Source organism: Streptomyces sp. NPDC043870 (assembly GCF_056435785.1).
This window is the reverse complement of the sequence record NZ_JBWKDT010000013.1, coordinates 116953-143482: the sequence shown is the minus strand read 5'-3', so window position 1 is coordinate 143482 and position 26530 is coordinate 116953. Positions and strand designations below refer to the sequence as shown.

Genomic DNA, 26530 nt, shown 5'->3' with positions numbered 1-26530 from the left:
TGCACGGCCCCGCCCCGGACCGTCCGCCGACTGCGGGTCGTGGGTGGTGGGTTCCGGTTCGGCCCGGGTCCGGCTCGGATGCCGGGTGTGGGTCGTGGGTAGTGGGTTCCGGTTCGGCCCGGTCCGGCTCGGATGCCGGGTGCGGGTCGTGGGTGGTGGGTTCCGGATCGGCCCGGTCCGGCTCGGATGCCGGGTGCGGGCCGTGGGTGAGGGGTCCGCTTCGGCCCGGGTCCGGCTCGGATGCCGGGTGCGGGCCCGTAGGCGGTCGGGCCACCCTCGACTTCCGTACGAATAAGGTTTGCGGGACGACCGAGCGGCCGGAGCCCCGTCCGGCCATCTGCGGTGGCCCGGCCGAGAATGGTCACCGCACGGACGACATCATCTTCCTCGCGGCCTCGTCCCGGCCGCGTGAAGTGATGTGACACGCAGCACCAGCAGGGAGCCCCTTGAGCCCGTTCCGCACCGTCATCGGCGCAGCGCTGGCGGCCACGGCCGCCGCACTGCTGCTGTCCGGCTGCCAGGACGCGGGCGGGCTGGAGAGCGCGGGCGCGACCCCGACCGCCATCGGCCCGGTCGAGCTGTGGCCCGAGTTGCCGCCGATCTCCGCGCCTCCGGTCGACTACGGCGAGAGTGACACTCAACACGTGCCCGGCATCAAGGTGCCGGACGGCGATGTCCGCACCGTGGACCCGGTCGCCGTCGTCCAGGCCGAGGTGAAGGCCGACCCCGGCGAGGTCACCGGCGTCGACGGGCTCTACGCCCGGACCGCCCGGCAGATCCGCGACTGCGGAACGAAGCCGAAGGCCTGCCCGATACTCAAGCCGTACTACCGGGATCTCACCGGCGACGGAAAGGACGAGCTGATCGTCGGCATCACCCTGCCCGAACAACAGACCGCGATTCGCATCTACATGCCGGAAAAGGGCGGGCTGACGCGCATCATGGCGCACACGGAGCCGATCGTCAGCGTGGAACTGGCCGGGCGAAACCTGATCACGCGCGCCGTTTCGGCGGGCATCCCCGGCTACGAGTACCGGACCGCCTGGTCCTGGGACGAGCAGCAGCGCACGATGCTCCCCACCCGTGACGAGATCGTCCGGGTCAAGCCCGCCAAGCCCGGCAGGCAGAAGCCGTCGGCGGACGCCCGATGACCCGTCGCTCCACCCCGCGGCGCAGGCGGCCGCGGCTGCCCTCCTGGACCGCGACGCTGACCTGGAAGGCCGCGGTCTTCATCACCGTGATGTGCTGCGCGCTCGCGGCACTGCTCGGCGCGCTGGTGCATGTGTCGGTGACCCAGCAGACGGTGGACCAGGCCCGCGAGAAGGCCCTGGCCCGACTGGAGGACGTGACGCGGGCGTACGAGGCGGGCGAGCCGGTCGGGCGGTTCGGCGCGGTGGATCCGCCGGGGATGCCGGGCGAGCTGCGGGCTCTCGCCCTGCGTGGGCAGCGTGGCACGGTGGTCGCCGACTTCAGGGGGCGGCCGACGATGTGGGCGGCGGGCCCGGCCGACGGCCGCGCGATCGCGGTGCGCATCGACTACACGCTCAGCGCGAGCACGATCTCCGGCCTGGACCGGGCGATCCTCGGCTCCTCGGTGCTGGCGATCGGCGCCACGCTGCTGGTGGGGGCGTTCGCGGTGACCCGGGTCACCCGGCGGCTGCATCTGACCGCGCAGGTGGCGCGGCGGATCAGCGCGGGCGATCTGGACGCGCGTGTCAACGATCCCCGCACGAAGGACCCTTCACGCCCCGAGGACGAAGTGGCCACGGTCTCCGGCGCGCTGGACACCATGGCTTCCACGCTCCAGGGAAAGCTGCTGAGCGAGCAGCGTTTCACCGCCGATGTGGCGCACGAGTTGCGCACCCCGCTGACCGGGCTGTCCGCCGCGGCCGAGCTGCTGCCGCCGGGCCGCCCCTCCGAACTGGTGCAGGACCGGGTGCGGACGATGCGGGCGCTGACCGAGGATCTGCTGGAGATATCGCGCCTGGACGCGGGCGGTGAGACCGTCGATCTCGACATCCACGAACTGGCTCCGCTGGTGGAGCGGCTGGTGCGGATGGTGCGGGCCTCCGGTGCGGAGACGGAGCTGCGGATCGTGAACCCGGCACGGGTCGAGACCGACAAGCGCCGGCTGGAGCGGGTGCTCGGCAATCTGATCACCAATGCTCACAAGCACGGGGCGCAGCCGGTGACGGTGTCGGTGGACGGGCCGGTGGTCTCGGTCCGCGACCACGGCACGGGCTATCCGGAGTATCTGCTGGAGCACGGCCCGCAGCGGTTCCGTACGGAGTCGGGCGGCAAGGGCCACGGCCTCGGACTGACGATCGCGGTGGGGCAGGCCGCGGTGATCGGCGCGGAGCTGGTGTTCGCCAACGCGTCGGAAGGCGGGGCGGTCGCCAGGCTGAGACTTCCCGAGTACGTCCACCTCGCGGACTGCCCGGACTCCACTGCTCCATCGGGCTTCGCGACTTCGTCGGGCTGCTCGAAGAACGACGGACCGGCCGCGCAGGGCGCCGGCGCCGACCACCCCGCCGCCGACATGGAACCCATTACGTCCATGGATAAGCGGACATAAGACGCCCTCTTGCTACGTTGCGGGACATGACCGCAACGACAGCGGACGCTCCCCCACCCGCACTTCACCCGCCGAAGCAGCGGGGTGTGGAGCTCTCGCTCCTGGTCTGCGCCGTCCTCATCTCCGTCTACGGCTACGTCGGTGTCGGCCTCGCCAGGAACGGCGCCGTCCCGTCCGATGCCGTCGCCTACGGCGCGGGCCTCGGTCTGCTCGCCCTGCTCGCGCATCTCGCCGTGCGGATCCGCGCCCCGTACGCGGACCCGCTCCTGCTCCCGATCGCGGTGCTCCTCAACGGCGTGGGGCTGGTGCTGATCTACCGGCTCGACCTGGAGACACCCGGCGACCGGGCCGCCCCCACCCAGCTGATCTGGTCCACGCTCGGCGTCGCGCTCTTCATCGCGGTCGTCGTCCTGTTGCTCGACCACCGGATCCTGCAGCGGTACGCGTATCTCTCGGTCGCCGCCGCGCTCGGTCTCATGATCGTGCCGATCCTCTTCCCGGCGGTGAACGGCGCCCGGATCTGGATCCGGATCGGCGGATTCTCCTTCCAGCCGGGCGAGTTCGCGAAGATCCTGCTCGCGCTGTTCTTCGCCGCCTATCTCGCCGCCAACCGCAACGCCCTCGCCCACACCGGCCGCCGGATCTGGCGGCTCCAGCTCCCCACCGGCCGGGTGCTCGGCCCGATCGTCACGATCTGGCTGGTCAGCGTCGCCGTCCTGGTGCTGGAGCGGGATCTCGGCACCTCGCTGCTGTTCTTCGGGCTCTTCGTGATCATGCTCTACGTCGCGACGGGCCGGACCGGCTGGATCGCCGTGGGGCTGCTGCTCGCGGGCGTCGGGGCGTTCGCCGCCGGCGCCCTCGAACCGCATGTGCACAGCCGTGTCGAGGACTGGCTCGATCCGTACGCCTCCATCGACGCGGGCCAGGGGCCGAGCCAGCTCGCCCAGTCGATGTTCTCGTTCGCCGCCGGAGGCGTCTTCGGCGCCGGGCTCGGCGCGGGCCACTCGGTCCTCATCGGCTTCGCCGCCAAGTCCGACTTCATCCTGGCGACCGCCGGCGAGGAGCTTGGGCTGGCCGGACTCACCGCCGTCTTCCTGCTGTACGCGCTGCTGGTGGCCCGCGGCTACGGCGCGGGCCTCGCCCTGCGCGATCCTTTCGGACGCCTCCTCGCCGTGGGTCTGGCCGCCATCCTCACCGTCCAGGTCTTCGTGATCGCGGGCGGGGTGATGGGGCTGATCCCGCTGACCGGAATGGCCATGCCGTTTCTGGCGCAGGGCGGTTCCTCCGTCGTCACCAACTGGATCATCGTCGCGCTGCTCATCCGGGTCAGCGACTCGGCACGCGCCCCGCACCCCGAGCCCGTCGAGACCGGGGTCATCGCGCCCGCCGCCACGCCGGGCACCCCCGAGGAGGCACGATGACCGGCTACATCCGGCGTGCGGCCGCGCTCTGCCTGCTGCTGCTCGTCGCGCTGCTCGTGAACGCCGTGCGCGTACAGGTCCTCCAGGCCGGCGAGCTCAACGCCAGCCCGGCCAACCGACGCCCGGAGATCGCCCGTTACGACGAGCCGCGCGGCGACATCATGGTCGGCTCGCAGCGCATCACCGGCTCCAAGGACACCGGCCAGCAGCTGCGGTACGAGCGCACGTACCGGCACGGCCCGATGTACGCGCCCGTCACCGGCTTCGCCTCCCAGACGTACGGCACGACGCTGCTGGAGCACGCCGAGGACCCGGTCCTGTCCGGCACCGATCCGCTGCTCGCCCCGCTCCCCTTCTGGAACGACATCACCCGCTCCGAGCGGCCCGGCGGCAAGGTCGTCACCACCATCAGGGCCTCGATGCAGCAGGCCGCGTACGACGGCCTCGGCGGCCGGCGTGGCGCGGTCGCCGCGCTCGAGCCGTCGACCGGCAGGATCCTGGCGCTCGTCAGCAGCCCCTCGTACGACCCCGGAGTGCTCTCCGGCAACAGCGCGGCCGTCACGGCCGCCTGGAAGCGGCTCAACGGGTCGGAGAGCCGTCCGATGCTCAACCGGGCCATCCGGCAGACGTATCCGCCCGGCTCCGCCTTCAAGATCGTGACGGCGGCGGCGGCGCTGGAGGCCCGCGTCGTCACGGATGTGGACGCCCCGACCGACACGCCTGATCCGTATCGGATCCCGGGCACGCGGACGGAGCTCCCCAATCCGGTGCCCGGCTGCGAGAAGGCGTCGCTCGTGTACGCGATCAAGTGGTCGTGCAACACGGTGATGGCGAACCTGGGGACGAAGGTGGGGCTGGCGGGGATGCTGGAGACGGCGGGCCGGTTCGGGTTCAACGACGGCGGACTCCGGATTCCGTCCCGGGTCGCCATGTCCAACTTCGACCGGCGGATGAGCGTGGACCAGCTGGCGCTGTCGTCCATCGGCCAGTTCGACACGAGTGCCACGCCGTTGCAGATGGCGATGGTCTCGGCGGCCGTCGCCAACGGAGGGGAGCTGCCGTACCCGCATCTGATCGAGCGGACGACGACCTGGGACGGCGACACGGTCCGGGAGACACCGCGGCGGTCGTATCAGCGGGCGATGAACCCGGTGACGGCGCAGGAGCTGCAGCGGCTGATGGTCGAGGCGGTCGAGAAGGGGACGGGCACGCGCGCCCAGATCGCCGGAGTGACGGTCGGCGGGAAGACGGGCACGGCCCAGAACGGCGTCGGCAACCGCGGCACGCCGTACGCCTGGTTCATCGCCTGGGCTTCGCAGAAGCGGGAGGTGAGCCGCCCGGTGGTGGCGGTCGCGGTGGTCGTCGAGGACCCGGAGGCGGCCGGCGCCGAGATCAGCGGCGGGGGCGACGCGGCGCCGATCGCGAGAGCGGTGATGGTGGCGGCGCTGCGGAAGCCCTGACCGGGTTGCCGGTCTGCGGATGCGAGCGCGGATGCGATGCGAGTGCGGAGGCGAGTGCGGAGGCGGGGTGCGGTCGGTCTCGGTCCTCGGAACGGGGCGGACGGCCGGGCTGCGGCCGCTTATCGTGCGGCCATGACGACTGAGCAACCGCCCTACGAGCTGGCCCAGGTGAACATCGCACGGCTCACATTCCCGCTGGACTCCCCCGAGTTGAAGGACTTCGTCGACGCCCTCGACCCGGTGAACGCCGTTGCCGACGAGGCCGACGGCTTCATCTGGCGGCTCCAGAGCGGTTCCGGCAACGCGACGGACGTGCCCGTCTTCGGCGACGAGTGGCTGATCGTCAACATGTCGGTATGGCGCGACACCCATGCGCTGACCGCCTTCATGTACCAGGGACAACACCGCGAACTGCTGTCGCGCCGCTACGAGTGGTTCCAGCGGGTGGAAGAGGCGATGACCACGATGTGGTGGGTGGAGGCGGGCCACCGCCCGACCGTGGAGGAGGCCGAGAAGCGCCTCCTCCATCTGCGGGAGCACGGCCCGACACCGCACGCGTTCACGCTGCGCACGACATTCCCGCCGGGCTCCGAGTGAGGCGCCTCGGCTTCGAGGGGCGGCTGCCTCGGCCGGTCCGGGCCGGCAGGCATGCCGACCCTCGGCCGGTCAGGCGCGGGGCTTCCGCCGGTTGATCGCGGTCAGGTCGATCTCGATGGGGAAGGGACGGTCGAGCTTGAGCTGATTGTGGTGGATGCCGGTCAAGCCGTACGACAGGGTTGCGGGATCGAGTTCGTAGACGTACACGACAGGAAGGCCGTCGTTCTCCTCCACGCGCCAGAAGTGCCGGATGTCTGCCTGCGCGTATTTGCGAGGCTTCACGTCCCGGTCACGTTCCACGGATTCCTCGGAAACGACCTCGACGGCCAGGATGACGTCCTCGGGCAGGAGCCGGGTCCGCTTGGGGCCGGTGTCGGCATCAGCACGGGTCACCAGGACGTCCGGCTCCAGGCGGTTGCGGTCGCCGAGCGTGACGGTGAACTCACGGTACACATCGAACTCGTCAGGTGCCTGGTCGAACAGGGACGAGTCCAGCAGACGGACGGTACGCATGTGAAAGACAGTCTGCGGACTCACGAGAACGAGGCTCCCGTCGATCAGCTCCGTATGCGGAGGAAGATTCGGAAGCCCGTCGAGGTCGTCCGCCGTCCACCCGCCACCCGGCGGACGGGCCCACTCATAGTCCTCGTCCAGCCCGTACTCGCGTGCGGCGCTCATGGTTGCTCCCATGCGACGGAGTCTGCCTGGTACCACCAGCGTACCCAGCCGGAACCGGAGATCGTCCTCCGAACGGGTGATCAGTGGTCGAGGCAAGGCCCCGGAGCAACTCAGGCCGCCCCGCCTGCCTCAATCGCCTCCTCCACCTCGGCCACCCGCTCCGCCTCCTCGGCCGCGAAGCGCTCCCGGTCCAACTGTTCCGCGAGCTCCTCGTCCTGGGTCATCAGCAGGTCGAGGTTGGAGTCGCCGAGCTCGAAGACGCCCATGTCGACGTACGCCTTCTGCAGCCGCTCGCCCCACAGGCCGATGTCCTTCACGCACGGCACGATCCGGCTGAAGAGCAGCTTCCTGAAGAGGTGGAGGAATTCGGACTGCTCGGTGTACTCCTCCGCCTCCTTGCGCGGGATACCGAAGTCCTCCAGCACCTCCAGGCCCCGGATGCGGTCGCGCATCAGGTAGCAGCCCTCGATGACGAATTCCTCGCGCTCGCGCAGCTCCGCGACCGTGAGCTGCTTGTAGTAGTCGCGCAGCGCCATCCGTCCGAAGGCGACGTGCCGGGCCTCGTCCTGCATGACGTACGCCAGGATCTGCTTGGGCAGCGGCTTATCGGTCGTGTCGCGGATCATGCCGAAGGCGGCGAGAGCGAGGCCCTCGATGAGCACCTGCATGCCGAGGTACGGCATGTCCCAGCGGGAGTCGCGCAGGGTGTCGCCGAGCAGACCCTGGAGGTTGTCGTTGATCGGGTAGAGCATGCCGATCTTCTCGTGCAGGAAGCGCCCGTAGATCTCGGCGTGCCGGGCCTCGTCCATGGTCTGGGTGGCGGAGTAGAACTTCGCGTCGAGATCGGGCACGGATTCGACGATCCGCGCCGCGCACACCATGGCGCCCTGCTCGCCGTGGAGGAACTGGCTGAACTGCCAGGCGGAGTAGTGCCGGCGCAGCTCGCCCTTGTCCTTCTCGGTCATCTTCGACCAGTGGCGGGTGCCGTAGAGGCTGAGGGCTTCGTCGGGGGTGCCGAGCGGGTCGTACGGGTCCACCTCCAGGTCCCAGTCGATCCGCTTGGCGCCGTCCCACTGCTTGTCCTTGCCCTTCTGGTAGAGGGCGAGGAGGCGGTCGCGGCCGTCGTCGTACTCCCAGCTGAAGCGAGCGGCTCCGGAGGCCGGGACGGACCAGATGGGGTCGTCGGGGGTGTGGGTGTAGAGGTCACGTGTCGGCACGAACGGCTCCTTCGCCTCAGCTGACGGTCCGTCTGACGTCCCTTGGCAGGCTCACACGTTGGTAGACGCTCAGTCAACAAGTCCCGCGCAAGGGATTGACGGCGTTACTGACGCGCAGTCTCATAAGGACCATGACGACTGTGCCACCACGCGATCTCACCGCCCTCCGCGACGCCCTCGGCCCGCTGCGGGACCGCGAACAGGTCGCCGCCCGCCTGCTCGAGTCCTCCGCGAAGCACTCCTTCGACCCCGACAAGGAGCTCGACTGGGAGGCCCCGATCGAGGACGGCAAATGGTTCTGGCCGCCGGAGCTGGTGTCCCTGTACGACACCCCGCTGTGGAAGAGGATGTCCGAGGAGCAGCGGATGGACCTGGCGCGGCACGAGGCGGCGTCACTCGCCTCGCTCGGCATCTGGTTCGAGATCATCCTCATGCAGCTGCTGGTGCGGCACATCTACGACAAGTCGGTGACCAGCAATCATGTGCGGTACGCGCTCACCGAGATAGCGGACGAGTGCCGGCATTCGATGATGTTCGCGAAGATGATCCAGAAGGGCGGCGCCCCCGCGTATCCCGTGCCGCGGGTCTACCACAACCTGGCGCGCGTCCTGAAGACCGTCTCCACGACGCCCGGTTCCTTCGCGGCGACGCTGCTCGGCGAGGAGATCCTCGACTGGATGCAGCGGCTGACCTTCCCGGACGAGCGCGTCCAGACCCTGGTGCGGGGCGTGACACGGATCCATGTGGTGGAGGAGGCGCGGCATGTGCGGTACGCCCGCGAGGAACTGCGCCGCCAGATGGTGACCGCGCCCCGCTGGGAGCAGGAGTTCACCCGGATCAGCTGCGGCCAGGCGGCGCGGGTCTTCTCCGTCTGCTTCATCAACCCCCAGGTGTACGAGAACGTCGGCCTGGACCGGCGGCAGGCCGTGGCCCAGGTCAAGGCGAGCGGCCACCGCCGCGAGGTGATGCAGACGGGCGCGAAGCGACTCACGGACTTCCTGGACGAGATCGGTGTGCTGCGCGGGGCGGGCCGCAGGCTGTGGAAGAGCTCGGGGCTGCTGGCCTGAGCAGGCGCACAGGAACCCTGGGACCGCCCCGTCCCACGGACGAGATCGGGTGTTCCAGCTTTCCCGCCGCTCTTCACCGAGGAGCAGGGCGGCAGCGAACACGACCGCACGATGTTGCATGTCACGAGCCGACGCAGCCCCTTCATCGGCAGTCAGGCGCATACGGATATCTGGACCAGCGACCCTGCCTGAGGCTGCGACGGCCCTGTCTCGCCGGTTCGGCGGCGCCCGGGACGCCCGGCCCTCCGTACGGTGCGGCGGCATCGGGATCACTCGCGGTTCCTTCCGTGCCGGGCCTGCGTCAGCAGCTCGGCCACGACATCGTTCGCGCCGTCGTCAGCCTGCCGAACGAGTAGCGCACGAAGCTGGTTGTCCGGAGTGTCAGTCCCGGGCCACAGCGCCGACGTCGGCTTCGGACCAGGCTCCTCGACCATCGGCAGTGGATCGCCGAGCACGCCGAGCGGTTCCGGCGGCGCTGACCAGTCTCAGCGGAACGCGGCGATGTTGCGGGCGGCCCAGTCGGCGAACGGGCGCGGGGCACGGCCGAGGACCCGCTGGACGTCCGGGCTGATGCGCAGCTCGGCCGGGCTCGGGGAACCGAGGATGTCCAGGGTGTCCTCGGCGAGTTCGACCGGCATGCTTCGGGCCATGGCGGCCTTGGCCTCGTCGCGGGTGAGGTCGTTGAACCGTACTGGCGAGCCCAGCGCGGCGGCGATGGCCTCCGCCTGCTGGTGCGGCGTGATCACCTCCGGGCCGGTCAGCTCGTACACGCCGCCGGTGTGTCGGTCATTCAGCAGGCAGGCCGCCGCGACCTCGGCGATGTCCGCCGGGTCGATGATCGGCACCCCGACGTCACCGAAGGGCGCGGCGACGACGCGCCGCGCGCGGACGGACTCGGCCCACCACAGGGCGTTGGAGGCGAAGCCGCCCGGCCGCAGGATGGCCCACTCCAGGCCGGACGCCCGCAGCACGTCCTCCACCGCGCGCATCGCGATCCGCGTCGGGCCGAAGGGCCTGGTCGCCACGCCCTGCGAGGAGAGCAGGACGACCCGGCGGACCCCGCTGACTGCGGCTTCGCCGATGATGCCGGCCGGGCCGGCTCCGGCGGCGTGCATGTCGCCGGACAGCAGCACGAACAGCGCCTTCGCCCCGGCCAGCACGGGCTGGAGGCCGGCCGGCTCGGCCAGGTCGGCCGCCACATGGCGGACGCCGTCCGGCACCGCCGCCGCGTGTCGTGACACCGCCGTCACCTGCTGGCCCGCCTCGGCCAGCGCCCGCGTCAACGGCCGTCCCACATTGCCGGTAGCCCCGGTCACCACGATCATGATCAGCTCCTTGTCCGGTGTCCTGTGTGACCTTCACGCTAGGAGCCGGGCTAACTTTTGATAAGGACATACCTTGAGGTAAGCTCCTCACATGACGGGAGGCGCGCAGCTCATACAGGCCGAGACGGGGAAGACGTATGAGGTGTTTCACACCGACTGCCCCGCGCGCGATGTGGTCGACCATGTGACCAGCAGGTGGGGCGTCTGGGTGTTGATCTCGTTGCGGAGCAACGACCTCCGGTTCTACGAGCTGCGCGAGAGCATCCAGGGCATCAGCGAGAAGATGCTCGCCCAGACCCTGCGCGCGCTGGTCCAGGACGGCCTGGTCTGGCGGGCGGTCCAGCCGACGGCGCCGCCCCAGGTCACGTACGGGCTCACCGAGTTCGGTCGGGAGGTCGGCGAGCCGCTGGAGGAGCTGTTCGACCGGATCACACGGCGACTGGCGCCGCGCAAGGCGGGATAGGCACGCGCCGTCTCCGGACAGCCGCCGTCTCCGGGCAGCCGGGGCCCGGGGACCGCCGACACGACCGGTCCGCCCTTCCGCACGTGAGCGCCACCCGGCAGGGAAAGGAACTCAACGTCACATGACGCAACCCCCGCCCCACACCCGACGCCGACGCCTGCGCCTGCGCCTGCGCCTGGGCATGCTCGTCACCAGCAACCGCTTCCGGCCGCCGGCGCTGCTCGCCAGGATCGCCGCGACCGTCGACACCGTTTCCGGCGGACGCCTCGACTTCGGTACCGGCGCCGGCTCACGCCCCGGCCACCCCGCTGCGCACCGCGAGTCCGCATCCGTGCCGGGGCCGACCGCACCCCGACCCCGGGGCGGAGGGCGGTATTCCGCGATGGGGCGCGCGGGGGCGGCGGTTACGCTGCGGGTATGACCCCGAGTGCTCCCGCCGCGAATCGCGCGTACCGGCGCCTCAGCGTCGAGGAGCGGCGCAGCCAGCTCCTGCGCGCCGCCCTGACGCTGTTCGCGCACCGGGCGCCCGAAGAGGTGTCGCTCGACGACGTCGCCGAGGCCGCCGGAGTCTCGCGGCCGCTCGTGTACCGGTACTTCCCCGGCGGCAAGCAGCAGTTGTACGAGGCCGCCCTGCGCAGCTCCGCGGACGCGCTCGTGCTCTGCTTCGCCGAGCCCTCCGCCGGCCCTCCCACCGAACGCCTCGGCCGGGTCCTGGACCGCTATCTCGTCTTCGTCGACGAACACGACGCCGGGTTCAGCGCCCTTCTCCAGGGCGGCAGCGTCGCCGAGACATCCCGTACCGGCGCGATCGTCGACGAGGTTCGCCGCGCCGCCGCCGAGCAGATCCTCGTCCACCTCGGTGTCCCGGAACCGGGGCCCCGGCTGCGGATGATGGTCCGCACCTGGATCGCCGCGGTCGAGGCGGCTTCGCTGATCTGGCTCGACGAGGAGAAGCGCCCACCGGTCGGGGAGCTGCGGGACTGGCTCGTCGACCATCTCGTCGGCCTGCTGGCGGCGACGGCCGCGACCGACGAGGAGACGGCGGGCGTCGTCAGGGCGCTGCTGGCGATGGAGGGTCCGTCGGGGCCCGTCGGGACGCTGGCCCGCCGGGTGATCCCCGTCCTGGAAGACGCGGACCACCTGCTGCGCGAAGAGACGTGACCGCGGGCCTGAGCGAGACTGGGCGGGTGAGAAGCGAGAACACCCCTTTCGTCGGCGGGCCCCTGGACGGGCGGGTACTGCCCGTGCTCGTCGGCCCCACCGGCAACCCTCCGCTCTGGTACGAGGTGCCGGTGCCCGACGACGACGGCGGGCAACCCACCGTGTACGCGTACCGCCGCGTCCCCTCCGGCCACACCAAGCGGCTCGGGCTGCCGCGCGGCTGGAAGTACGAGTACGCTCCGGGCGGCCGGGAGCGCCGCACGCTCAACTGGCCCTGGTCCAAGCCGAAGCGGGCCGAATAGGATCAAGCCCACCGCACCGCCAGGGGGGAGCTCGCCGATGCAGCCGATGCAGCCGTTGGAGTCGCCGCAGCCGTTGCAGGACGGCGATCCACCGCGCATCGGCCCGTACGACACGCTGTCGCGCTTCCGGGAGACCGCGAGCACCGTCCAGTACCTCGCGCGGTCCGGGACCGACGGCGCCACCGTCGTCGTCTCCCTCGCCCGGCCCGGGCTCGCCGGGCTGTCCGCGTTCCGGCACCGCTTCGAGGCGGAGGCCCGTACCGCGGATCGGCTGAGCGGCGGCTGGGTCCTCGCACCCGTCGCCACCGGCGGGGACGGGCCACAGTTGTGGACGGCCGCCTCGTACGTCCCGGCGATCACGCTCGGCGAGGCGATCGCGCTCGCGGGCCCGCTCCCGGAGCACGCGGTACGCACCCTGGGCGCGGGCCTCGCCGAGACGCTCTCGCGGGTCCACGCCACCGGCACCGTGCTCCACGGCCTCGCCCCGCAGACCGTCCTGCTGGCGGCGGACGGCCCCCGGCTCGCGGCCTTCGGCGCCCTGGGCGCGGCCGCCCACGCCGAAGCGGGCCCCGGCGGACAGCTGTCCGTACGCCTCGGCTACCTCACTCCGGAACAGCTCGCGGGCGAGAAGCCCGGCACGGCGTCCGACATCTTCGTCCTCGGCCTGCTGCTGGCGTACGCGGCGACGGGTGCGACTCCGCTCGCCGGCGGCACGGCCATCGCCGACGCGGAGCCCGAACTCGACGCCGTCCCCGAGGGGTTGCGCGACCTCGTGGCCTCCTGCCTGGCCAAGTCCCCGGCGGCACGCCCGACGGCCGGCAGCGCCGCGGCCACCCTGGCCCTGGAGGGAGCGGCGGCCCTGGCCAAGGACGGGTGGCTTCCGGAGCCGCTGCTGACGGCCCTGGCGGACCAGGCGGCCGCGGTGTCCTCCCATCTGGGGCCGCCCGGCCAGGACGCGTCTGCCGGCGGGACGCCCGCGCCGGGCAGCGAAGCCGCACCCGCCGGCCGCGCCTTCGCGCAGGCGCACGGTGAGAGCGAGCTGGACAACGGCTCGCCCGCCGAGGACACAGGGCCCGCCACTGCCATCGAAACACCCGCACCCGAACACTTCCCACCCGCCGACGGCGCACCGCGCGCCGAGGGCAAGCAGACCGAAGGCACGCCCACCGAGGACACAGGGCCCACCAGCACCGTCGAAACACCCGCACCCGAACACTTCCCACCCGCCGACGGCGCACCGCACGGCGAGAGCGCGCAGACCGAAAGCGGGCCCGCCGAGCCGCGGCCGCCGGCACAGACCGGGGATACGCAGCCCCAGGACGCCCCGGCCGCCGGCACCGCGGCTCCCGCCGATGCTGTCGGCGCGCCGGCGCTGCCGCCCGGCGCGGGGAGTGGCCGAAGCACCCTGGCGCTCGGTGCCGTCGGCGCGCGCGCCGCCGACAGGGTCACCGCGCCCCTGGGTGTCCCGAGGGCCCGGCCTGCCGCGGAGGCCGGTGTGGCGGCCCCGGGAGCGGGTGCGCCCGGTCTCGCCGGCTGGGTGAGGCAGCCGGACAGCGCCCCGCCGGGCAACGAGGCGCACCCCGCCGCCCCCAAATCCGCCCTCACCGCCTCCGTGCTCGCCGCCAAGGCCGGGGCCGAGCGGCGGGCCGTGGTGGTCGGGGCCGTGGCCGGGGCCGTCGGGCTGGTGGTCGGCGGTGGGCTGGGCCTGGCCCTGGGTGGCGGGGACGGAGAGGCCGCGGCACCGGCCGCCGCCGGACCGGTGCCCGCGGCGAAGCCGGTGCCCGGAGTGCCTCCCAGGCCCCTGTGGGCGTACCGGCACCCCACCGCCGGGTCGCTGCAGGCGGCAGCATGGCGCGACCGCGTGTTCGTCGTGACCGACGCCCGGCAGAGCACCGGGGTCGATCTGCGCACCGGCCGCCGGCTGTGGACGCAGCCCGCCGCCGCGGCCGCGCACCGTCCCGTCGTCGCGGGTGACAGCCTGTTCGTCATCGGCGCCACGCACTTCGTGTGGCTCTCCCCGCAGGACGGCACGGTCCGGCACCGCGTGCCCGCCCCGGCCCACGTCAGCGCCGTGGCCGCCGCCGAGGGCCCGTTCGTCTGGTTCACCGGGACCGCGGGCTCCCGGACGTACCTCTTCGCGTACGACGTCGTCGCGCGCAAGGAGCTGTGGCGTGCCCAGGTCCCGAACGGCCGCGGCAGGAACGCCGTCCCGCGCTACCAGGGCATCGCCGTCCGCCCCGACGGGATCCTCGTACGGCAGGACAGCGACTCGCTCACCCCGCAGCAGCAGAAGGTGAACAAGGGCAGGTCGCTGTTCGCCCTGTACGACCGGACCACCGGCAGCCGCCGCTGGGGCAAGTACTTCGGCGCCGTCCACCAGGGCGCCTCCGTGTCCGGCGATCCCTTGGGGCGGCTGTACGCGGCGGCGGACGACGCTCTCCACGCGTACGACACGGGCAGCGGCAAGCATCTGTGGCGGGCTGCCGGCGCGTCCGGCGAAGGCGTGGTCCAGGACGACACGCTCTACGTCCCGACCGCCGGGCATCAGCTCCTCGCGCTGGACGCGGCGACGGGCGCCACCCGCTGGACGCAGTCCACGGAGGCCGGCGGCGACGGACGGCCGCGTGTACTGCTCCCCACGGGCGGGCGTACCGCGCTGGTCCTGGAGTCCACACAGGTCACGGCCTTCGCCGCGGCGGACGGCAGTCGGCTGTGGAAGTTCCAGGACGCGGGTGGCCGCGCACCCGCCTCCGGCTACCGGGGGGTGGTGGCCGGGGGCACCGCCGTGGTGTGGCGCGACCGAACCTTCTACGCGCTGCCGGCCGGCCGATAGCAAGGCCGCCACGCCGGGCAAGGGTCCGGTCGGCCCGTCGCGGGTGACCGCGTTGGGCCGGTTCGGCCACTCGTGCGGTCGTCATACGGGTATGGCCGCATCATCTCCTGTGGAACCCACCGGAGGTGATCGCATGTCGGGCACAGTGCTTCGGTCCGTCCGTACGGCCGCGCTGGCGACGGCGCTGGCAATGGCACTCGCGACCACACCGGCGGCCGCCCGGCCCCCCGGCCCTCCGTCGACGACGGCGCACGCGACGCCCGGGGCGCCCGGGGGGCCCAGGGGGCCCGAAGCGTCCGCGCCCGACGCGGCGGCTCCGGAGGGCATCGCCCAGCTCCTCACCGAGCTCCAGGAGCTGTACCGGCAGGTGGAGGAGGCGGGCGAGGCGTACGACGCGACCGAGGAGCAGCTCACGGCACAGACCGCCGAGACGCGGCGGCTCAACACCGATCTGGCCAGAGCCCGCGTCGCCGTCGCCCGCAGCCGTGGTGACGCCGGACTGCTGGCCAGCCGGCAGTACCAGGGCAGCTCCGAACTGTCGGTGTATCTCCACCTCCTGCTGGCTCGCGACCCTCAGCGCGCCCTGGACCAAAGCCATCTGATGGAGCGTGCGGCCAGCAGCAAGCGGGCGACGATCGCCCGGCTGGAGAGCACTGCGCAGTACGCGAACGCGCTGGCTACGCGTTCCCGCAAGGCGCTCGACCTCCAGCAGGCGCTGACCGAGAAGCGGCGCGAGCGGCGCGACACGATGGAGGCCCGGCTGAAGGAGGTCGAGGCGATGCTGGCCTCGCTCTCCGCCCAGGAGCTGGCCGCACTCGGCGCGCTGGAGCGCCGGATCGGCACGCCGTAAGCAGGGCTGTCCTGCGTTTGCCGGGGTGCAGGGGCGGGCGCAAGGTGATAGAGGGTGCGCAGAGTGCTCGGGAGCTGGTGATGCGACAACCCGGTCGGCTGACGGCTTCGCTCACAGCGCTGGCCGCGGCGCTGGTCCTCGTCTCCACGGGCGCGGGCGGGAGCGTGGCAGGCGAGCCCCCGCCGACGCCCACCGACCCGGGCCCCACAGCGTCCGGAGATATGGAGGAGCGGCTCGGGCAGTACCGGCCGGAGCCCGGCGAGGGCAGTACGCAGTGGGAGAACTCCGGCGTGGACCCCCGGACGGCTCAAGGGCTCGCCATGTATCTCAGGGCCGTTCTGGACGACATCCATACCTACTGGACGGGCTACTTCCGGGCCAATGACATGGAAAAGCCGTCCGTCGTGTACTACACCCCGCTCCCCGGGGACAGCATCACCACGGAATGCCTGGACACACCGGTCGTGCACGACACGCCACAGGGCGCCTTCTACTGCCCTCTGGACGTCAGAACGGATGCCGAGGGAAACACCCACACGGGCGCCGTCTACTTTCCGCCGACGACCCTCGTGAAGGACAGCACGAGCAAATTCGCGATCGCCGTCATCGCGGCGCACGAGTACGGCCACGACATCCAGCAGGAGCTCATGGAAAAGGCAGGCCTGCCGGACATCGTGGCGATGAAGGACGACGAGCCGGTGCTGGAGGACGGCGACACCGTCCGGGTGAAGGAGAGCGAGCTGCTCGCCGACTGCTTCGCCGGCACCTGGGTCAGGTCCGCATACCGGCAGGGTGACGTGACCCCCGCCAACATCCGGCAGGCCGTCGAGGCCCTGGCCGATGCGGGTGACCTGGTACCGGGCCCCGAGCGTCCTCACGGGACCGCGGACGAACGCACCAGTGCTTTCAAACTGGGCTACGACGCCGGTCATCCATTGGCCTGCATGCGGCAGTACTGGGTCACTCACGAGTGGTCGTAGCGGCTGCGCTCCCGATCTCGCAGCCGATGGCGTCGAAACTGTCAAGTCCCGAATTTCAGCGGCATGACGGGATTCGCCCGACGGGGCTCAATGGATACACGGGTTCACGCAGAACCGGTGGCCCACCGGCATCGTCGGGAACAGCCCCGACGGCGCGATTTCACCCTTTTCACGAGGAGTACTCCCATGTCCCGTACCCGACGTATTGTTCTGCTCACCGCCGCGACCGCCCTGGCGGCAGGGTCCGTCTCGCTGTCCTCCAACGCATTCGCCGCCCCGGCGCTGCCACAGCCCGAGAGTGCAGTCACGGTGGCGGATTCCGCCACCGCATTTTCCACCGACGATGACTTCGGCTTCGAAGATTTCGACTGGTGGGGTGACGACGACGATCCCGACGACGACGACGATTCCGACGACGAGGAATCCGGCTGGGAGGATTCCGACGACTGATTCTGAAACGCGGTCTTCTGCGAGTGACGCCGGCAACGGTGGCACCGAGCGGTCGACCGACGCTCATGGGTAGCGGGGCTCGCACCCCGCTACCCATGAGCCGCGCCCGGACAGGCCCCAGGCCGTGTTTGAGAACTAGCGCCGTCCGCCCGCAGGGCGGGGCTCGAGGCGTCTGGTGCGTGCAATCGCAAGGCGGAGGATCATCCTCGTACTGGACGTACGTGGATGACTCCGACAACGCAGCGTGGGGGCACCTCCCGTGCCCGAAGGGCTACGGGGGAGTGCGTGCCAGGCGTCGCGAGCCAGGCGGGAGTTCTCAAACACGGCCTAGGCCTGCGCAGCTCCCGCGACCTCCGCGAGGTAAGCGTTGGTCTTCTCGGGCTCATAGAAGAAGTTCTCGAAGTCGGCCGGGTTGTCGAAGCCGTTCGCGAACCGGTCGGCGACCGGCTGGAGCTCGCCCGCCGCGCCGATCAGGTTGAGGACGTGCTCCGGCGGGACGCCGAGCATCGCGTTGGTCCACTTGGTGACGTGCTGGGCGGTGTCCCAGTAACGGTCGAAGGTGGACTGCATCCACTCCTCGTCGAACGGCTTGTCACCGTGCTCGGTGATCGACGCGAGGTAGGAAGCCGCGCACTTGGAAGCGGAGTTGGAGCCCTGTCCGGTGATCGGGTCGTTGGCGACGACGACGTCCGCGACACCGAGAACGAGACCGCCGCCCGGGAGCCGGCCGATCGGGTTGCGCACGGTCGGTGCGTACCGGCCGGCAAGGGTGCCGTTGACGTCCGTCAGCTCGACCTTCGTGGCGCGGGCGTACTCCCACGGCGTGAACTTCTCCATCAGCTCCAGCGTGAGCGACAGATGCTCGGCCGGGTCCTTGACGCCCTGGAAGACATCGAGCGGACCGCCCGGGATGCCCTCCCAGAAGAGGATGTCGGCCCGGCCGGACGTGGTGAGGGTCGGCATGACGAAGAGCTCGCCGACGCCCGGCACCAGGTTGCAGCGGACCGCGTCGTAGTCGGGGTGCTCGGGGCGCGGGCCGAGGCCGTGGACGTAGGAGACGGCGAGGGCGCGCTGCGGCTCGGCGTACGGGGAGCGGGAGGCGTCACGGCCGAACATGGAGACCAGCTCGCCCTTGCCCGCGGAGACCAGCACCAGGTCGTACGTGCGGGAGAAGTAGTCCAGGTCGGAGACGGCGGCACCGTGGATGACGAGCTGGCCGCCGCGCTGCGCGAAGGTCTCCATCCAGCCGGCCATCTTGACGCGCTGGTCGACGGACTGGGCGTAGCCGTCGAGCTTGCCGACCCAGTCGATCACGCGCTGGGACTCCGGGCCGGCGACGGAGACGCCGAGGCCCTCGATCTTCGGGGCCTGGGACTCCCAGAAGTCGATCTGGAGGTCGCGCTCGTGCTGGAGCGCCGTGTCGAACATGCACTGCGTGGACATGACACGGCCGGACCGGATCTCGTCCGCCGTGCGGTTGGACATGAGAGTGACTTCGTACCCGTGCGACTGCAGGCCGAGGGCGAGCTGGAGCCCGGACTGACCGGCACCGACTATGAGGATCTTCCGCATGACGGGTCTCTTTCGTTGATCAGGACTGCGGGGAACGGGACTCGGGACTATTCGGGCGTGACGTCGAGCGCATGGCCCACTACCGCGAGCAGCGACTCGATCACCGTGATCCGCTTGCGTGCGTCCATGATCACAACCGGGACGTGCGGCGGAACGGAGAGGGCCTCCCGTACGTCCTCGGCCTCGTAGGCCGGGGTCCCCTCGAAGTGGTTGACGGCGACGACGTACGGCAGTCCGCAGCTCTCGAAGTAGTCGAGCGCGGGGAAGCAGTCCTTCAGCCGGCGGGTGTCGGCCAGAACGACCGCGCCGATCGCGCCGCGCACCAGGTCGTCCCACATGAACCAGAAACGCTGCTGACCCGGTGTGCCGAACACGTACAGCACGAGGTCGTCGTCGAGGGTGATCCGTCCGAAGTCCATCGCGACGGTCGTGGTGAGCTTGCCCGGCGTCGCGGTGAGATCGTCGGTCTCCTCGCTCGCCCGGGTCATCAGTGCCTCGGTCTGCAGCGGCGTGATCTCGGAGACCGACCCGACGAAGGTCGTCTTGCCGACACCGAAACCGCCCGCGACCACGATCTTGGTGGCGATCGGTGCGCGGGTGCGGTCGTTCTGCCAGGCCTGTACGTTCTCGTCCTCCGCGACGGTGGGGAGGTCAGAGACGGCGGAGTCCACTCAGCACCCTTTCGAGCAGCGCACGGTCGGGCCGGCCGTCGCCGTGCCCGGTTCCGTACACACGTATCTTTCCCTGGTCCGCCAGGTCGCTGAGAAGCACCCGGACGACGCCCAGGGGCATCTTCAGCAGCGCCGAGATCTCGGCGACGGTACGCATACGGCGGCAGAGCTCGACGATCGCCCGCATCTCCGGCATGACACGGGCGACCAGGTTTCCGTTCGTCAGCTCCTTGCGCTCGTCGGCCGCTTCGAGCGCGGCGACGAACGTCTCGACGAGGAGGACGTGACCGAAGCGGGTGCGGCCGCCGGTGAGCGAGTACGGCCGGACCCGGGCGGGGCGTTTGCCCTCGCCGCGCACGGGGAGCCGGGGGGCGGGCTGTGCGGCGGACGTCACTGGGTGCTCTCCATCGATTTGCGCAGCTCACTGCGGAGTTCGGGGGTGAGTACGTGTCCGGCGCGGCCGACGAAGAGCGCCATGTGGTACGCGACGACGCTCATGTCGCAGTCGGGGGTGGCGTGCACACCGAGCAGCGAGCCGTCGCTGATCGACATGACGAAGACGCTGCCCTCCTCCATCGCGACCATGGTCTGCTTGATGCCGCCGCCGTCCATCAGCTTGGCCGCGCCGATGGTGAGGCTGGCGATGCCGGAGACGATGGTGGCGAGGTCGGCGCTGGAGCCGCGCGGGCCGTCCTGCCGCCGCGGGACGGTCGGGACGGCGTTCTGCGCGGGGTCCGACGACAGCAGCAGGAGTCCGTCGGACGAGACGACGGCGACGGAGCGGACTCCTGGTGCCTCCTCCACGAGGTTGCCCAACAGCCAGTGGAGATTACGTGCTTCGCTGCTCAGCCCGAATGTGCCGGTCGCGGTCAATGGCGTGCCTCCTCGACGGTGTCCCCCGATTCCTCGCTCTGTGCCTTCTGTTCCTTGATGTGCTGCGTCGTCTGCGTGGCCTCGGCCAGCTCCGCCTCGACGTCGCGGCGCCCGTCCTTGGCTCCCTGGTGGAAGCCGCCGAGCCGGCGGCGCAGCGCCTCGGCGTCGATGGAAGACGCGCGCTCCTTGGGCGCGGCGGCAGGCGCGACGACCTTGGGGGTGCGCTTGGGCAGCCCCTTGTCGGTGACCGGCTCCTCGGCATCGCCTCCGTCGGCGACGCTCCCCCAGTGCCTTCGGCCCGAGGGAACCCCCACTTCGCTGCGCTCGTGGGCGTCGGGCTCCGGCGGGGGATGCGGGAGGCGGACCTGGAGGGTGGTCTCGGGGGCGGGCGCGGGCGCGGGGGCCGCCGAGAGCTCGGACTGGGCCTCGGACTGGGCCTCGGGCCGGGGCTCGGGGTGGGCCTCGAGCCGGGCCTGCGGCACGCGCGCCTCGTCCTGCGGCACGCGCGCCTCGTCCTGCGGCTCGTGGGCCTCGCCCTCGGCCTCGGGCTCCGGCTCTGCCTCGGCATCGACGTCCGGCGCTGCCTCGGCTTCGGCGTCCGGCGCTGCCTCGGCTTCGGCGTCCGACTGCGGCTCGGCCTCGACATCGGCGTCCGGCTGCGGCTCGGCCTCCGCCTGTCGGAACGCCTCCTCCGCCGCCGCCACCAGCGGGTCGCGGGCGGCCGACCGGCCCGGGAGGGCGTTGGAGTTGGCCTCCGCGACCGAGCCCGGCAGGTTCTGCGTAGGGGCGGCACCCGGAACGGGCGACGTCTGCGGGGCCGCGGTCGGCGACCCGGTGGGCAGCAGAGCCTGCGGAAGGACGACGACCGCGGCGACGCCGCCCTGCTTCTGCTCGCGCAGCTGGACGCGTACGCCGTGGCGGCGGGCCAGCAGCGCGGTCACCCGCAGCCCCAGGCCCTCCCCCTCGACGTCGAGGTCGGTGTCGGCGCCCTCGGGGTTCGGGTCGGCGAGCCTGGCGTTCAGCTCCTCCAGCCGTGCGGAGGTCATCCCGATGCCCTCGTCCTGCACGGAGAGCATCACCTCGCCGCTCTCCAGCAGCCAGCCCGAGAGCTGGACCTGCGCGTCCGGCGGCGAGAAGGACGTGGCGTTCTCCAGCAGTTCGGCGACGAGATGACTCAGGTCGTCCGCGGCGAACCCGGCGATGTGGGCGTGCGGCGGCAGGGACTGGATGGTGACACGCTCGTACCGCTCGATCTCGCTGACGGCGGCGCGCATGACGTCGACGAGCGGCACCGGGCCCGCGTGGCCGTGCCCGTGCTCGGAGCCGGCGAGCACCAGAAGGTTCTCGCTGTGGCGGCGCATGACCGTGGCCATGTGGTCGAGCTTGAAGAGGGTGGCGAGCCGCTCCGGGTCCTGCTCGCGCTCCTCCAGGTTCTCGATGACGCCGAGCTGGCGCTCGACGAGGCCGAGGGTGCGCAGGGCGAGGTTGACGAAGGTGTGGCTGACGGTGCGCCGCAGCTTCTCCAGCTGCTCGGTGACCTCGGCGGTGCGCTCCTCGAGTTCCGCGCGCTGTGCGGCCAGCTCCTCGCGGGCGGCGGTCAGCTCGCCCCGGTCGGCGTCCAGCCGCTGCGTCCGGGTGCCGAGGTCGAGCAGCTTGCCGTGCAGGGTGTTCAGGGACCGTACGACCTGGGCGAACTCGTCGTTGCGGCCCGTGAAGCGGATGGGCTCCTCGGCCTCGGGCGCGGCGGCGAGCCGGGCCGCGCCGATGCGCAGCACGGCGAGCGGGCGGGTGAGGGTGCGGGCGACGGCCGCGGAGATGCCGATGGCGACGAGCAGACAGCCGCCGAGCAGCGCGATGCGCAGCTCCAGTGCGGTGACGTCGTCGTCACGGAGCTGCTCAAGCCGCTCGACCTGGGCGGCGGCGAGCGAGGACTCGACACCCCGCATCTGCTCGATCCGGGCGGAGAGCGAGGACTCGAGCTTCTCGCGGTTGGACTTGCGGTCCTTCTCGGAGAGCTCGGGCTGGTCGGTGAGGCGGGCGAGGTAGGCCTCGGCGGTCTTGACGTCGGGACCGGTGACGGTGGCGGTGAGACGGCTCCGGGCCTCGCTGCTCGCGGCCTGGTCGAAGTCGGCGAGCGCGGCGAGTTCGCGGACGCGGGCCTGCTGGGCGGCGGCACTGAGGACGTTACGGGCCGCCTCGGCCTTCTCGTCGTCCTCGGCCTCGACGGGCAGCCCGGTGACCGGGTCGACGGACGGGCCGTCGTTCGCCGGGGCGGGTACGGAGAGCGCGGCGAGCAGCAGCCCGCGGGCGGCGGAGGCCTGCTCGACGGCGAGACCGAGGGCGGTGGGCCCACGCGTGCCGTCGGCGGCGCGGGCCGGGGTCTTCTCGGCAAGCTCGTCGGCCAGCGCGTGCAGCCCGGTGATGATCTCGGTGTACGCCTTGTACGCCTCCAAGGCGTTGCCCTTGCCGGTCAGCGCGGTGCGCCGGACGGACGGCACGGAGGCGAGGTCGCGGCTCAGGTCGGCGTGGCCGGACGGGACGTTGCCGCGGATCTCGTCGATCTGGCGGTCGACGCGGGCACTGCGGCTGCCGGAGATCTTGCGGCGGTTCTTCTGCTCGCCCTGCTGTTCCTCGCGGCCGGCCGCGATGTACGCGGTGACCTCGTCGCGTTCGTCGGCGAGGGAGTGGGCGAGGGTGACCGCCTGCAGATTGAGTTCGGCGAGGGTGACGAGTCGCTGGGACTCCGTCAGCTCGTCGGAGGCGATGAGGATCGCCGGGGCGCCCGCGGCGAGGACGGTGAGGGAGACGGCCGCGACACCGGCGACGAGCCGGCGGCGTACGCGCACGGGACGTCCGCCGGGGACGAGTGAGGGGTCGGAGGCAGCGCGCGCCTCATGCGAAGGCGTGGAGGGCGCTGAAGGCAGTGCGGCCGCCGGCTCGGGAGGCGCAGACTGCGCGGAAGGTCCGGAAAGCCCTGCGCCGGAAAGCCCTGAGGGCGCCGGGGGCGGAAGAGGTGCCGATGACCCCGAAGACGCCGTACCGCCCATGCCGCCCTTGCCCCGAGGCCGCTTCTTCTGCACCGGTGCTCGCATTCTTGACTCGTCCACCCTTGAAGCAGAGGTGATGGCCGGTCATCACGAGAGCCCCCACCCCTGGCACGGCCTATGACCATTCCAGCGCTTATGGGAGGGAGACGCGCATCGGCCGCTCCGCCACACGAACGAGTGAACATCACTCAGGAGTTGGCGAACAACTCGTTCGCCCGTACGTCTCCCGCCCCCGCCGGGCGTCGGTTGGACCTTCCGCGCGGGCTTTGGCAGGATGCGCGCCCGCAGCCCGCCGGAGTCGGCCATTCCCCGAAAGGCTGCTGGTCGCGCGGGTGGTACAGAACAATTTGAGGTTCTGGCGGGCTTCGTGAAGGACTCGTGCGAGGTGCTGCAGACTGAGGATCATGCGCTTCGAACTCGTCAGCGTGCCCGGCGCCCCCGAACGCCCCGACGAAGACTGGGCTTCCGTCGCCCTCCCGGCCTCGGGCCAGGGAGGATCCCTGGTCGTCCTGGACGGGGTGACCCCTCCCGAGGGGAACGACGGTTGTGAGCACGGGGTGCCGTGGTTCACCGCGCGCCTCGGCGGAGCGCTGATCGAACTGTCCGGTTCACGGCGGGATATACCCCTGGCCGAGATCCTTGCACTGTCCATCCGGCGCACCGCGGACGCCCACCGCGACAGCTGTGACCTTTCTCACGTGCGCACGCCTCAGGCAACGGTGGTCGTCGCGCGGTGGGACGAGGAGTCGGTCGAGCATCTCGTGCTCTCCGATTCGACGCTGCTGCTGGAGTCGCCGGACGGTGTCGTCCGAGCCGTGCTGGACGACCGGCTGGACCGGATCCCGCGCGAGGTGCTGCGCTCGCTCAGTGCCACCGATGCCCTGCGCAACCAGGAGGGTGGCTTCTTCACGGCGGCCGCTGACCCCGAAGTGGCACAGCGCGCGGTGACGGGACGCACCCCGCGCCCGGAGGTACGGGCGATGGCGGCGCTCACGGACGGGGCGTCCCGCTGGACCGACCTCTTCGAGGAGGGCGGTTGGGCGGCCCTGATGGGTCTGCTGCGCAAGGAGGGGCCGCACGGGCTCGTCGCGCGGGTGCGGGCGCTGGAGAACGCGGACGCGGCGCGCGGCGGGAGCCTGCGCTGGAAGACGCACGACGACGCGACGGCGGTCTACGCGGAGCTGTAACCGCGCGCCGCGGGTGGCTGCCTGCAGTGGGCGCCCGCAGGTCGGCGCCCACGGATTGTCCGTGCCCACGGGCGGGTGGCCGCGCACGGTCGGCCTCCGCGGAGCTGTCGGCCTGCGAGCCCGCGACGGTCAGCCTTCCGCTCGCATGTTGAGCTGGTGCAGCAGCCGGGCCAGTTCGGCGACCTCGCCACGGTCCCAGTCGGCCAGCTTCCGTACGTACCGGTCGCGGCGGGCGTTGCGCACGCTGCGGAAGCGAGCCAGCCCCTCGTCGGTGAGCCGCACGAGCGAGGCGCGCCCGTCGGCCGGATCGGGCTCCCGGGCGACGAGGCCGAGCTGCTCCAGCGCGTGGAGCTGGCGGCTCATGGTCGCCTTGCCGACGCCGAAGTACGCGGCCAGGTCGGTCGCGCGCTGCGGGCCCGACTCCTCCAGCCGTACGAGCAGTCCGTACGCGGCGGGCTCCAGCTCCGGGTGAACCTCGCGGGCCATCTCCCCGGACGACGCACGGGCGCGGCGCAGGAAGACGGCCAACTCGCGCTCAAGGGCCAGGAACTCATGGAACTCGTGGTCCACACCATTCCCACCCTTCGGGTCGGCTTCACTCCCCGTACCGCTTCCGTGCACGTCAGCACCCCTCGCGCGCTTTCTCCGTCGATGAAAGTTTCTTTCTGCGGCTGCCGTTGTCGCAGCTCGCCCAGTATTTCGCAGGCGTAGACCAACGGCAGGGACCGGCCCCTCTTCCGCCGGTGGGTTCCCGGTCCTTAGCTTCATTTATGGCATGTCCACACCATGCCGGTCTTCCCCCACCGAGGCCTTTCGGAGGCACGCAATGTCCGTGCACAGATCCGGAACGACCAGACCCGGACGGGCCACCACCCGCTGGACCGTGGCAGGCATCCTGCTCGCGGTCCTGGCCCTCCTCCTCACCCTCCCCGGCGCGGCTTCCGCCGCGGACGCGCCGGCTCGCGGCTCGGCCCGTATGGGCACGGGCGTCGTCGCGCACGACGGCCAGGGCGGTCTGCCGCGCGACAGCCGCGCCGTCCAGACCGAAGGCGTCGACGTCTCCAGCCACCAGGGCAACGTCAACTGGTCCTCGCTCTGGAGCAGCGGCGTGAAGTGGGCCTACGTCAAGGCCACCGAGGGCACGTACTACGAGAACCCCTACTTCGCGCAGCAGTACAACGGCTCGTACAACATCGGCATGATCCGTGGCGCGTACCACTTCGCCACCCCGGACACCACGACCGGCACCGCGCAGGCGGACTTCTTCGTGAACAACGGCGGCGGCTGGTCCCGCGACGGCAAGACCCTGCCGGGCGTGCTGGACATCGAGTGGAACCCGTACGGCGCGTCCTGCTACGGCAAGTCCCGGTCCGCGATGGTCACCTGGATCCGCGACTTCCTGAACCGCTACAAGTCCCGTACCGGCCGTGACGCCGTCATCTACACGGCGACGAGCTGGTGGACCGAGTGCACCGGCAACTACAGCGGCTTCGCCGCGACCAACCCCCTCTGGATCGCCCGCTACAACACCACCCCGGGCACGCTCCCTGCGGGCTGGGCCTACTACACGATGTGGCAGTACACCTCGACGGGCCCGATCGTCGGCGACCACAACAAGTTCAATGGAGCGCTGGATCGGGTGGTGGCCCTCGCGAACGGCTGGCCCACATACGACGACAGGGACCCGAGGGGGGGGGGGGGGGGGGGGGGGGGGGCGGGGGGGGCGGGGGGGGGGGGGGAAGGGAGCGGCGGGGGGGGGGGGGGGGAAAGGGTGGGGCAGCCTGTGGTGGCGTCGGTTTCA

The 26530-nt window shown here is 71.4% G+C and carries 23 protein-coding genes and 2 pseudogenes; 16 read left to right on the top strand and 9 right to left on the bottom strand.

Going from position 1 to position 26530, the window contains the following annotated elements; all coding sequences use genetic code 11:
- The first annotated feature begins 446 nt into the window (after positions 1–446).
- The 5 genes from AC0699_RS18800 to AC0699_RS18780 all read left to right on the top strand — a co-directional run bounded on the left by AC0699_RS18800 (position 447) and on the right by AC0699_RS18780 (position 6053).
- Positions 447–1151: a hypothetical protein gene (locus tag AC0699_RS18800; RefSeq protein ID WP_478661355.1), complete on the top strand. Its 705-nt coding sequence runs from the start codon at positions 447–449 to the stop codon at positions 1149–1151.
- Complete coding sequence (locus AC0699_RS18795; protein WP_478661352.1) at positions 1148–2575, top strand: ATP-binding protein; 1428 nt, start codon at positions 1148–1150, stop codon at positions 2573–2575. Before AC0699_RS18800 ends, AC0699_RS18795 begins: the two co-directional genes overlap by 4 nt.
- Before the next feature lie 26 nt (positions 2576–2601).
- Positions 2602–3996 carry an FtsW/RodA/SpoVE family cell cycle protein gene (locus AC0699_RS18790; RefSeq protein ID WP_478661350.1) on the top strand — a complete coding sequence of 465 codons (1395 nt, stop codon included), beginning with the start codon at positions 2602–2604 and terminating at the stop codon, positions 3994–3996.
- Positions 3993–5456, top strand: a complete 1464-nt coding sequence (locus tag AC0699_RS18785; RefSeq protein WP_478661348.1) for a penicillin-binding transpeptidase domain-containing protein — start codon at positions 3993–3995, stop codon at positions 5454–5456. The genes AC0699_RS18790 and AC0699_RS18785 overlap by 4 nt, the downstream gene beginning before the upstream one ends.
- A 132-nt stretch (positions 5457–5588) precedes the next feature.
- Entirely contained in the window at positions 5589–6053 is a 465-nt protein-coding gene (locus AC0699_RS18780) for a DUF3291 domain-containing protein (RefSeq protein WP_478661346.1), read from the top strand.
- Positions 6054–6122: 69 nt separating this feature from the next.
- Here AC0699_RS18780 and AC0699_RS18775 read toward each other — a convergent pair whose 3' ends face one another.
- Positions 6123–6731, bottom strand: a complete 609-nt coding sequence (locus tag AC0699_RS18775) for a Uma2 family endonuclease (RefSeq protein ID WP_478661343.1) — start codon at positions 6729–6731, stop codon at positions 6123–6125.
- Between the two features lie 110 nt (positions 6732–6841).
- Entirely contained in the window at positions 6842–7948 is a 1107-nt protein-coding gene (locus AC0699_RS18770; protein ID WP_478661341.1) for a ferritin-like domain-containing protein, read from the bottom strand.
- 131 nt (positions 7949–8079) lie between these two features.
- On the opposite strand from AC0699_RS18770, the gene AC0699_RS18765 reads away from it, so the two are divergent.
- Positions 8080–9015, top strand: coding sequence for an AurF N-oxygenase family protein (locus tag AC0699_RS18765; protein ID WP_478661337.1), 936 nt, complete (start codon positions 8080–8082; stop codon positions 9013–9015).
- Between the two features lie 485 nt (positions 9016–9500).
- Here the strand turns inward: AC0699_RS18765 and AC0699_RS18760 are convergent, their stop codons facing one another.
- Positions 9501–10340 carry an SDR family oxidoreductase gene (locus AC0699_RS18760; RefSeq protein ID WP_478661335.1) on the bottom strand — a complete coding sequence of 280 codons (840 nt, stop codon included), beginning with the start codon at positions 10338–10340 and terminating at the stop codon, positions 9501–9503.
- 91 nt (positions 10341–10431) lie between these two features.
- Here AC0699_RS18760 and AC0699_RS18755 point away from each other — a divergent pair, with 91 nt between their 5' ends.
- From AC0699_RS18755 to AC0699_RS18720, 8 genes and pseudogenes are all read left to right on the top strand, one after another.
- A complete protein-coding gene (locus AC0699_RS18755) occupies positions 10432–10803 on the top strand; it encodes a winged helix-turn-helix transcriptional regulator (protein WP_478661332.1) in 372 nt (123 codons plus the stop codon).
- 166 nt (positions 10804–10969) lie between these two features.
- A pseudogene (locus AC0699_RS18750) lies at positions 10970–11125 on the top strand (LLM class flavin-dependent oxidoreductase); the annotation flags it as partial.
- A 95-nt stretch (positions 11126–11220) separates the two neighbouring features.
- Complete coding sequence (locus AC0699_RS18745) at positions 11221–11964, top strand: TetR/AcrR family transcriptional regulator (RefSeq protein WP_478661330.1); 744 nt, start codon at positions 11221–11223, stop codon at positions 11962–11964.
- Between the two features lie 26 nt (positions 11965–11990).
- Positions 11991–12266, top strand: a complete 276-nt coding sequence (locus AC0699_RS18740; protein ID WP_478661328.1) for a hypothetical protein — start codon at positions 11991–11993, stop codon at positions 12264–12266.
- Positions 12267–12303: 37 nt separating this feature from the next.
- Positions 12304–15099, top strand: a complete 2796-nt coding sequence (locus AC0699_RS18735; protein WP_478661326.1) for an outer membrane protein assembly factor BamB family protein — start codon at positions 12304–12306, stop codon at positions 15097–15099.
- A 133-nt stretch (positions 15100–15232) separates the two neighbouring features.
- Positions 15233–15949 (top strand): coiled-coil domain-containing protein, encoded by a 717-nt coding sequence (locus AC0699_RS18730; RefSeq protein ID WP_478661325.1) that lies wholly within the window; start codon positions 15233–15235, stop codon positions 15947–15949.
- A gap of 80 nt (positions 15950–16029) precedes the next feature.
- Positions 16030–16929 carry a neutral zinc metallopeptidase gene (locus AC0699_RS18725; protein WP_478661323.1) on the top strand — a complete coding sequence of 300 codons (900 nt, stop codon included), beginning with the start codon at positions 16030–16032 and terminating at the stop codon, positions 16927–16929.
- Between the two features lie 186 nt (positions 16930–17115).
- Positions 17116–17379 carry a hypothetical protein gene (locus AC0699_RS18720; protein ID WP_478661320.1) on the top strand — a complete coding sequence of 88 codons (264 nt, stop codon included), beginning with the start codon at positions 17116–17118 and terminating at the stop codon, positions 17377–17379.
- 327 nt (positions 17380–17706) lie between these two features.
- Here the strand turns inward: AC0699_RS18720 and AC0699_RS18715 are convergent, their stop codons facing one another.
- The 5 genes from AC0699_RS18715 to AC0699_RS18695 are packed head-to-tail and all read right to left on the bottom strand — an operon-like array spanning position 17707 to position 23587.
- Complete coding sequence (locus tag AC0699_RS18715) at positions 17707–18951, bottom strand: styrene monooxygenase/indole monooxygenase family protein (RefSeq protein ID WP_478661317.1); 1245 nt, start codon at positions 18949–18951, stop codon at positions 17707–17709.
- A gap of 47 nt (positions 18952–18998) precedes the next feature.
- Positions 18999–19622, bottom strand: coding sequence for a GTP-binding protein (locus tag AC0699_RS18710; RefSeq protein ID WP_478661314.1), 624 nt, complete (start codon positions 19620–19622; stop codon positions 18999–19001).
- A complete protein-coding gene (locus AC0699_RS18705; protein ID WP_478661312.1) occupies positions 19603–20016 on the bottom strand; it encodes a DUF742 domain-containing protein in 414 nt (137 codons plus the stop codon). The genes AC0699_RS18710 and AC0699_RS18705 overlap by 20 nt, the downstream gene beginning before the upstream one ends.
- Positions 20013–20495 (bottom strand): roadblock/LC7 domain-containing protein, encoded by a 483-nt coding sequence (locus AC0699_RS18700; protein ID WP_478661310.1) that lies wholly within the window; start codon positions 20493–20495, stop codon positions 20013–20015. The genes AC0699_RS18705 and AC0699_RS18700 overlap by 4 nt, the downstream gene beginning before the upstream one ends.
- Entirely contained in the window at positions 20492–23587 is a 3096-nt protein-coding gene (locus AC0699_RS18695) for a sensor histidine kinase (RefSeq protein ID WP_478661307.1), read from the bottom strand. The genes AC0699_RS18700 and AC0699_RS18695 overlap by 4 nt, the downstream gene beginning before the upstream one ends.
- A 359-nt stretch (positions 23588–23946) precedes the next feature.
- Here AC0699_RS18695 and AC0699_RS18690 point away from each other — a divergent pair, with 359 nt between their 5' ends.
- Entirely contained in the window at positions 23947–24729 is a 783-nt protein-coding gene (locus AC0699_RS18690; protein ID WP_478661306.1) for a protein phosphatase 2C domain-containing protein, read from the top strand.
- A 129-nt stretch (positions 24730–24858) separates the two neighbouring features.
- On the opposite strand, the gene AC0699_RS18685 is transcribed toward AC0699_RS18690, so the two are convergent.
- A complete protein-coding gene (locus AC0699_RS18685; protein WP_453664371.1) occupies positions 24859–25350 on the bottom strand; it encodes a MarR family winged helix-turn-helix transcriptional regulator in 492 nt (163 codons plus the stop codon).
- A 205-nt stretch (positions 25351–25555) separates the two neighbouring features.
- On the opposite strand from AC0699_RS18685, the pseudogene AC0699_RS18680 reads away from it, so the two are divergent.
- A pseudogene (locus AC0699_RS18680) lies at positions 25556–26389 on the top strand (lysozyme); the annotation flags it as partial.
- Between the last annotated feature and the right edge of the window lie 141 nt (positions 26390–26530).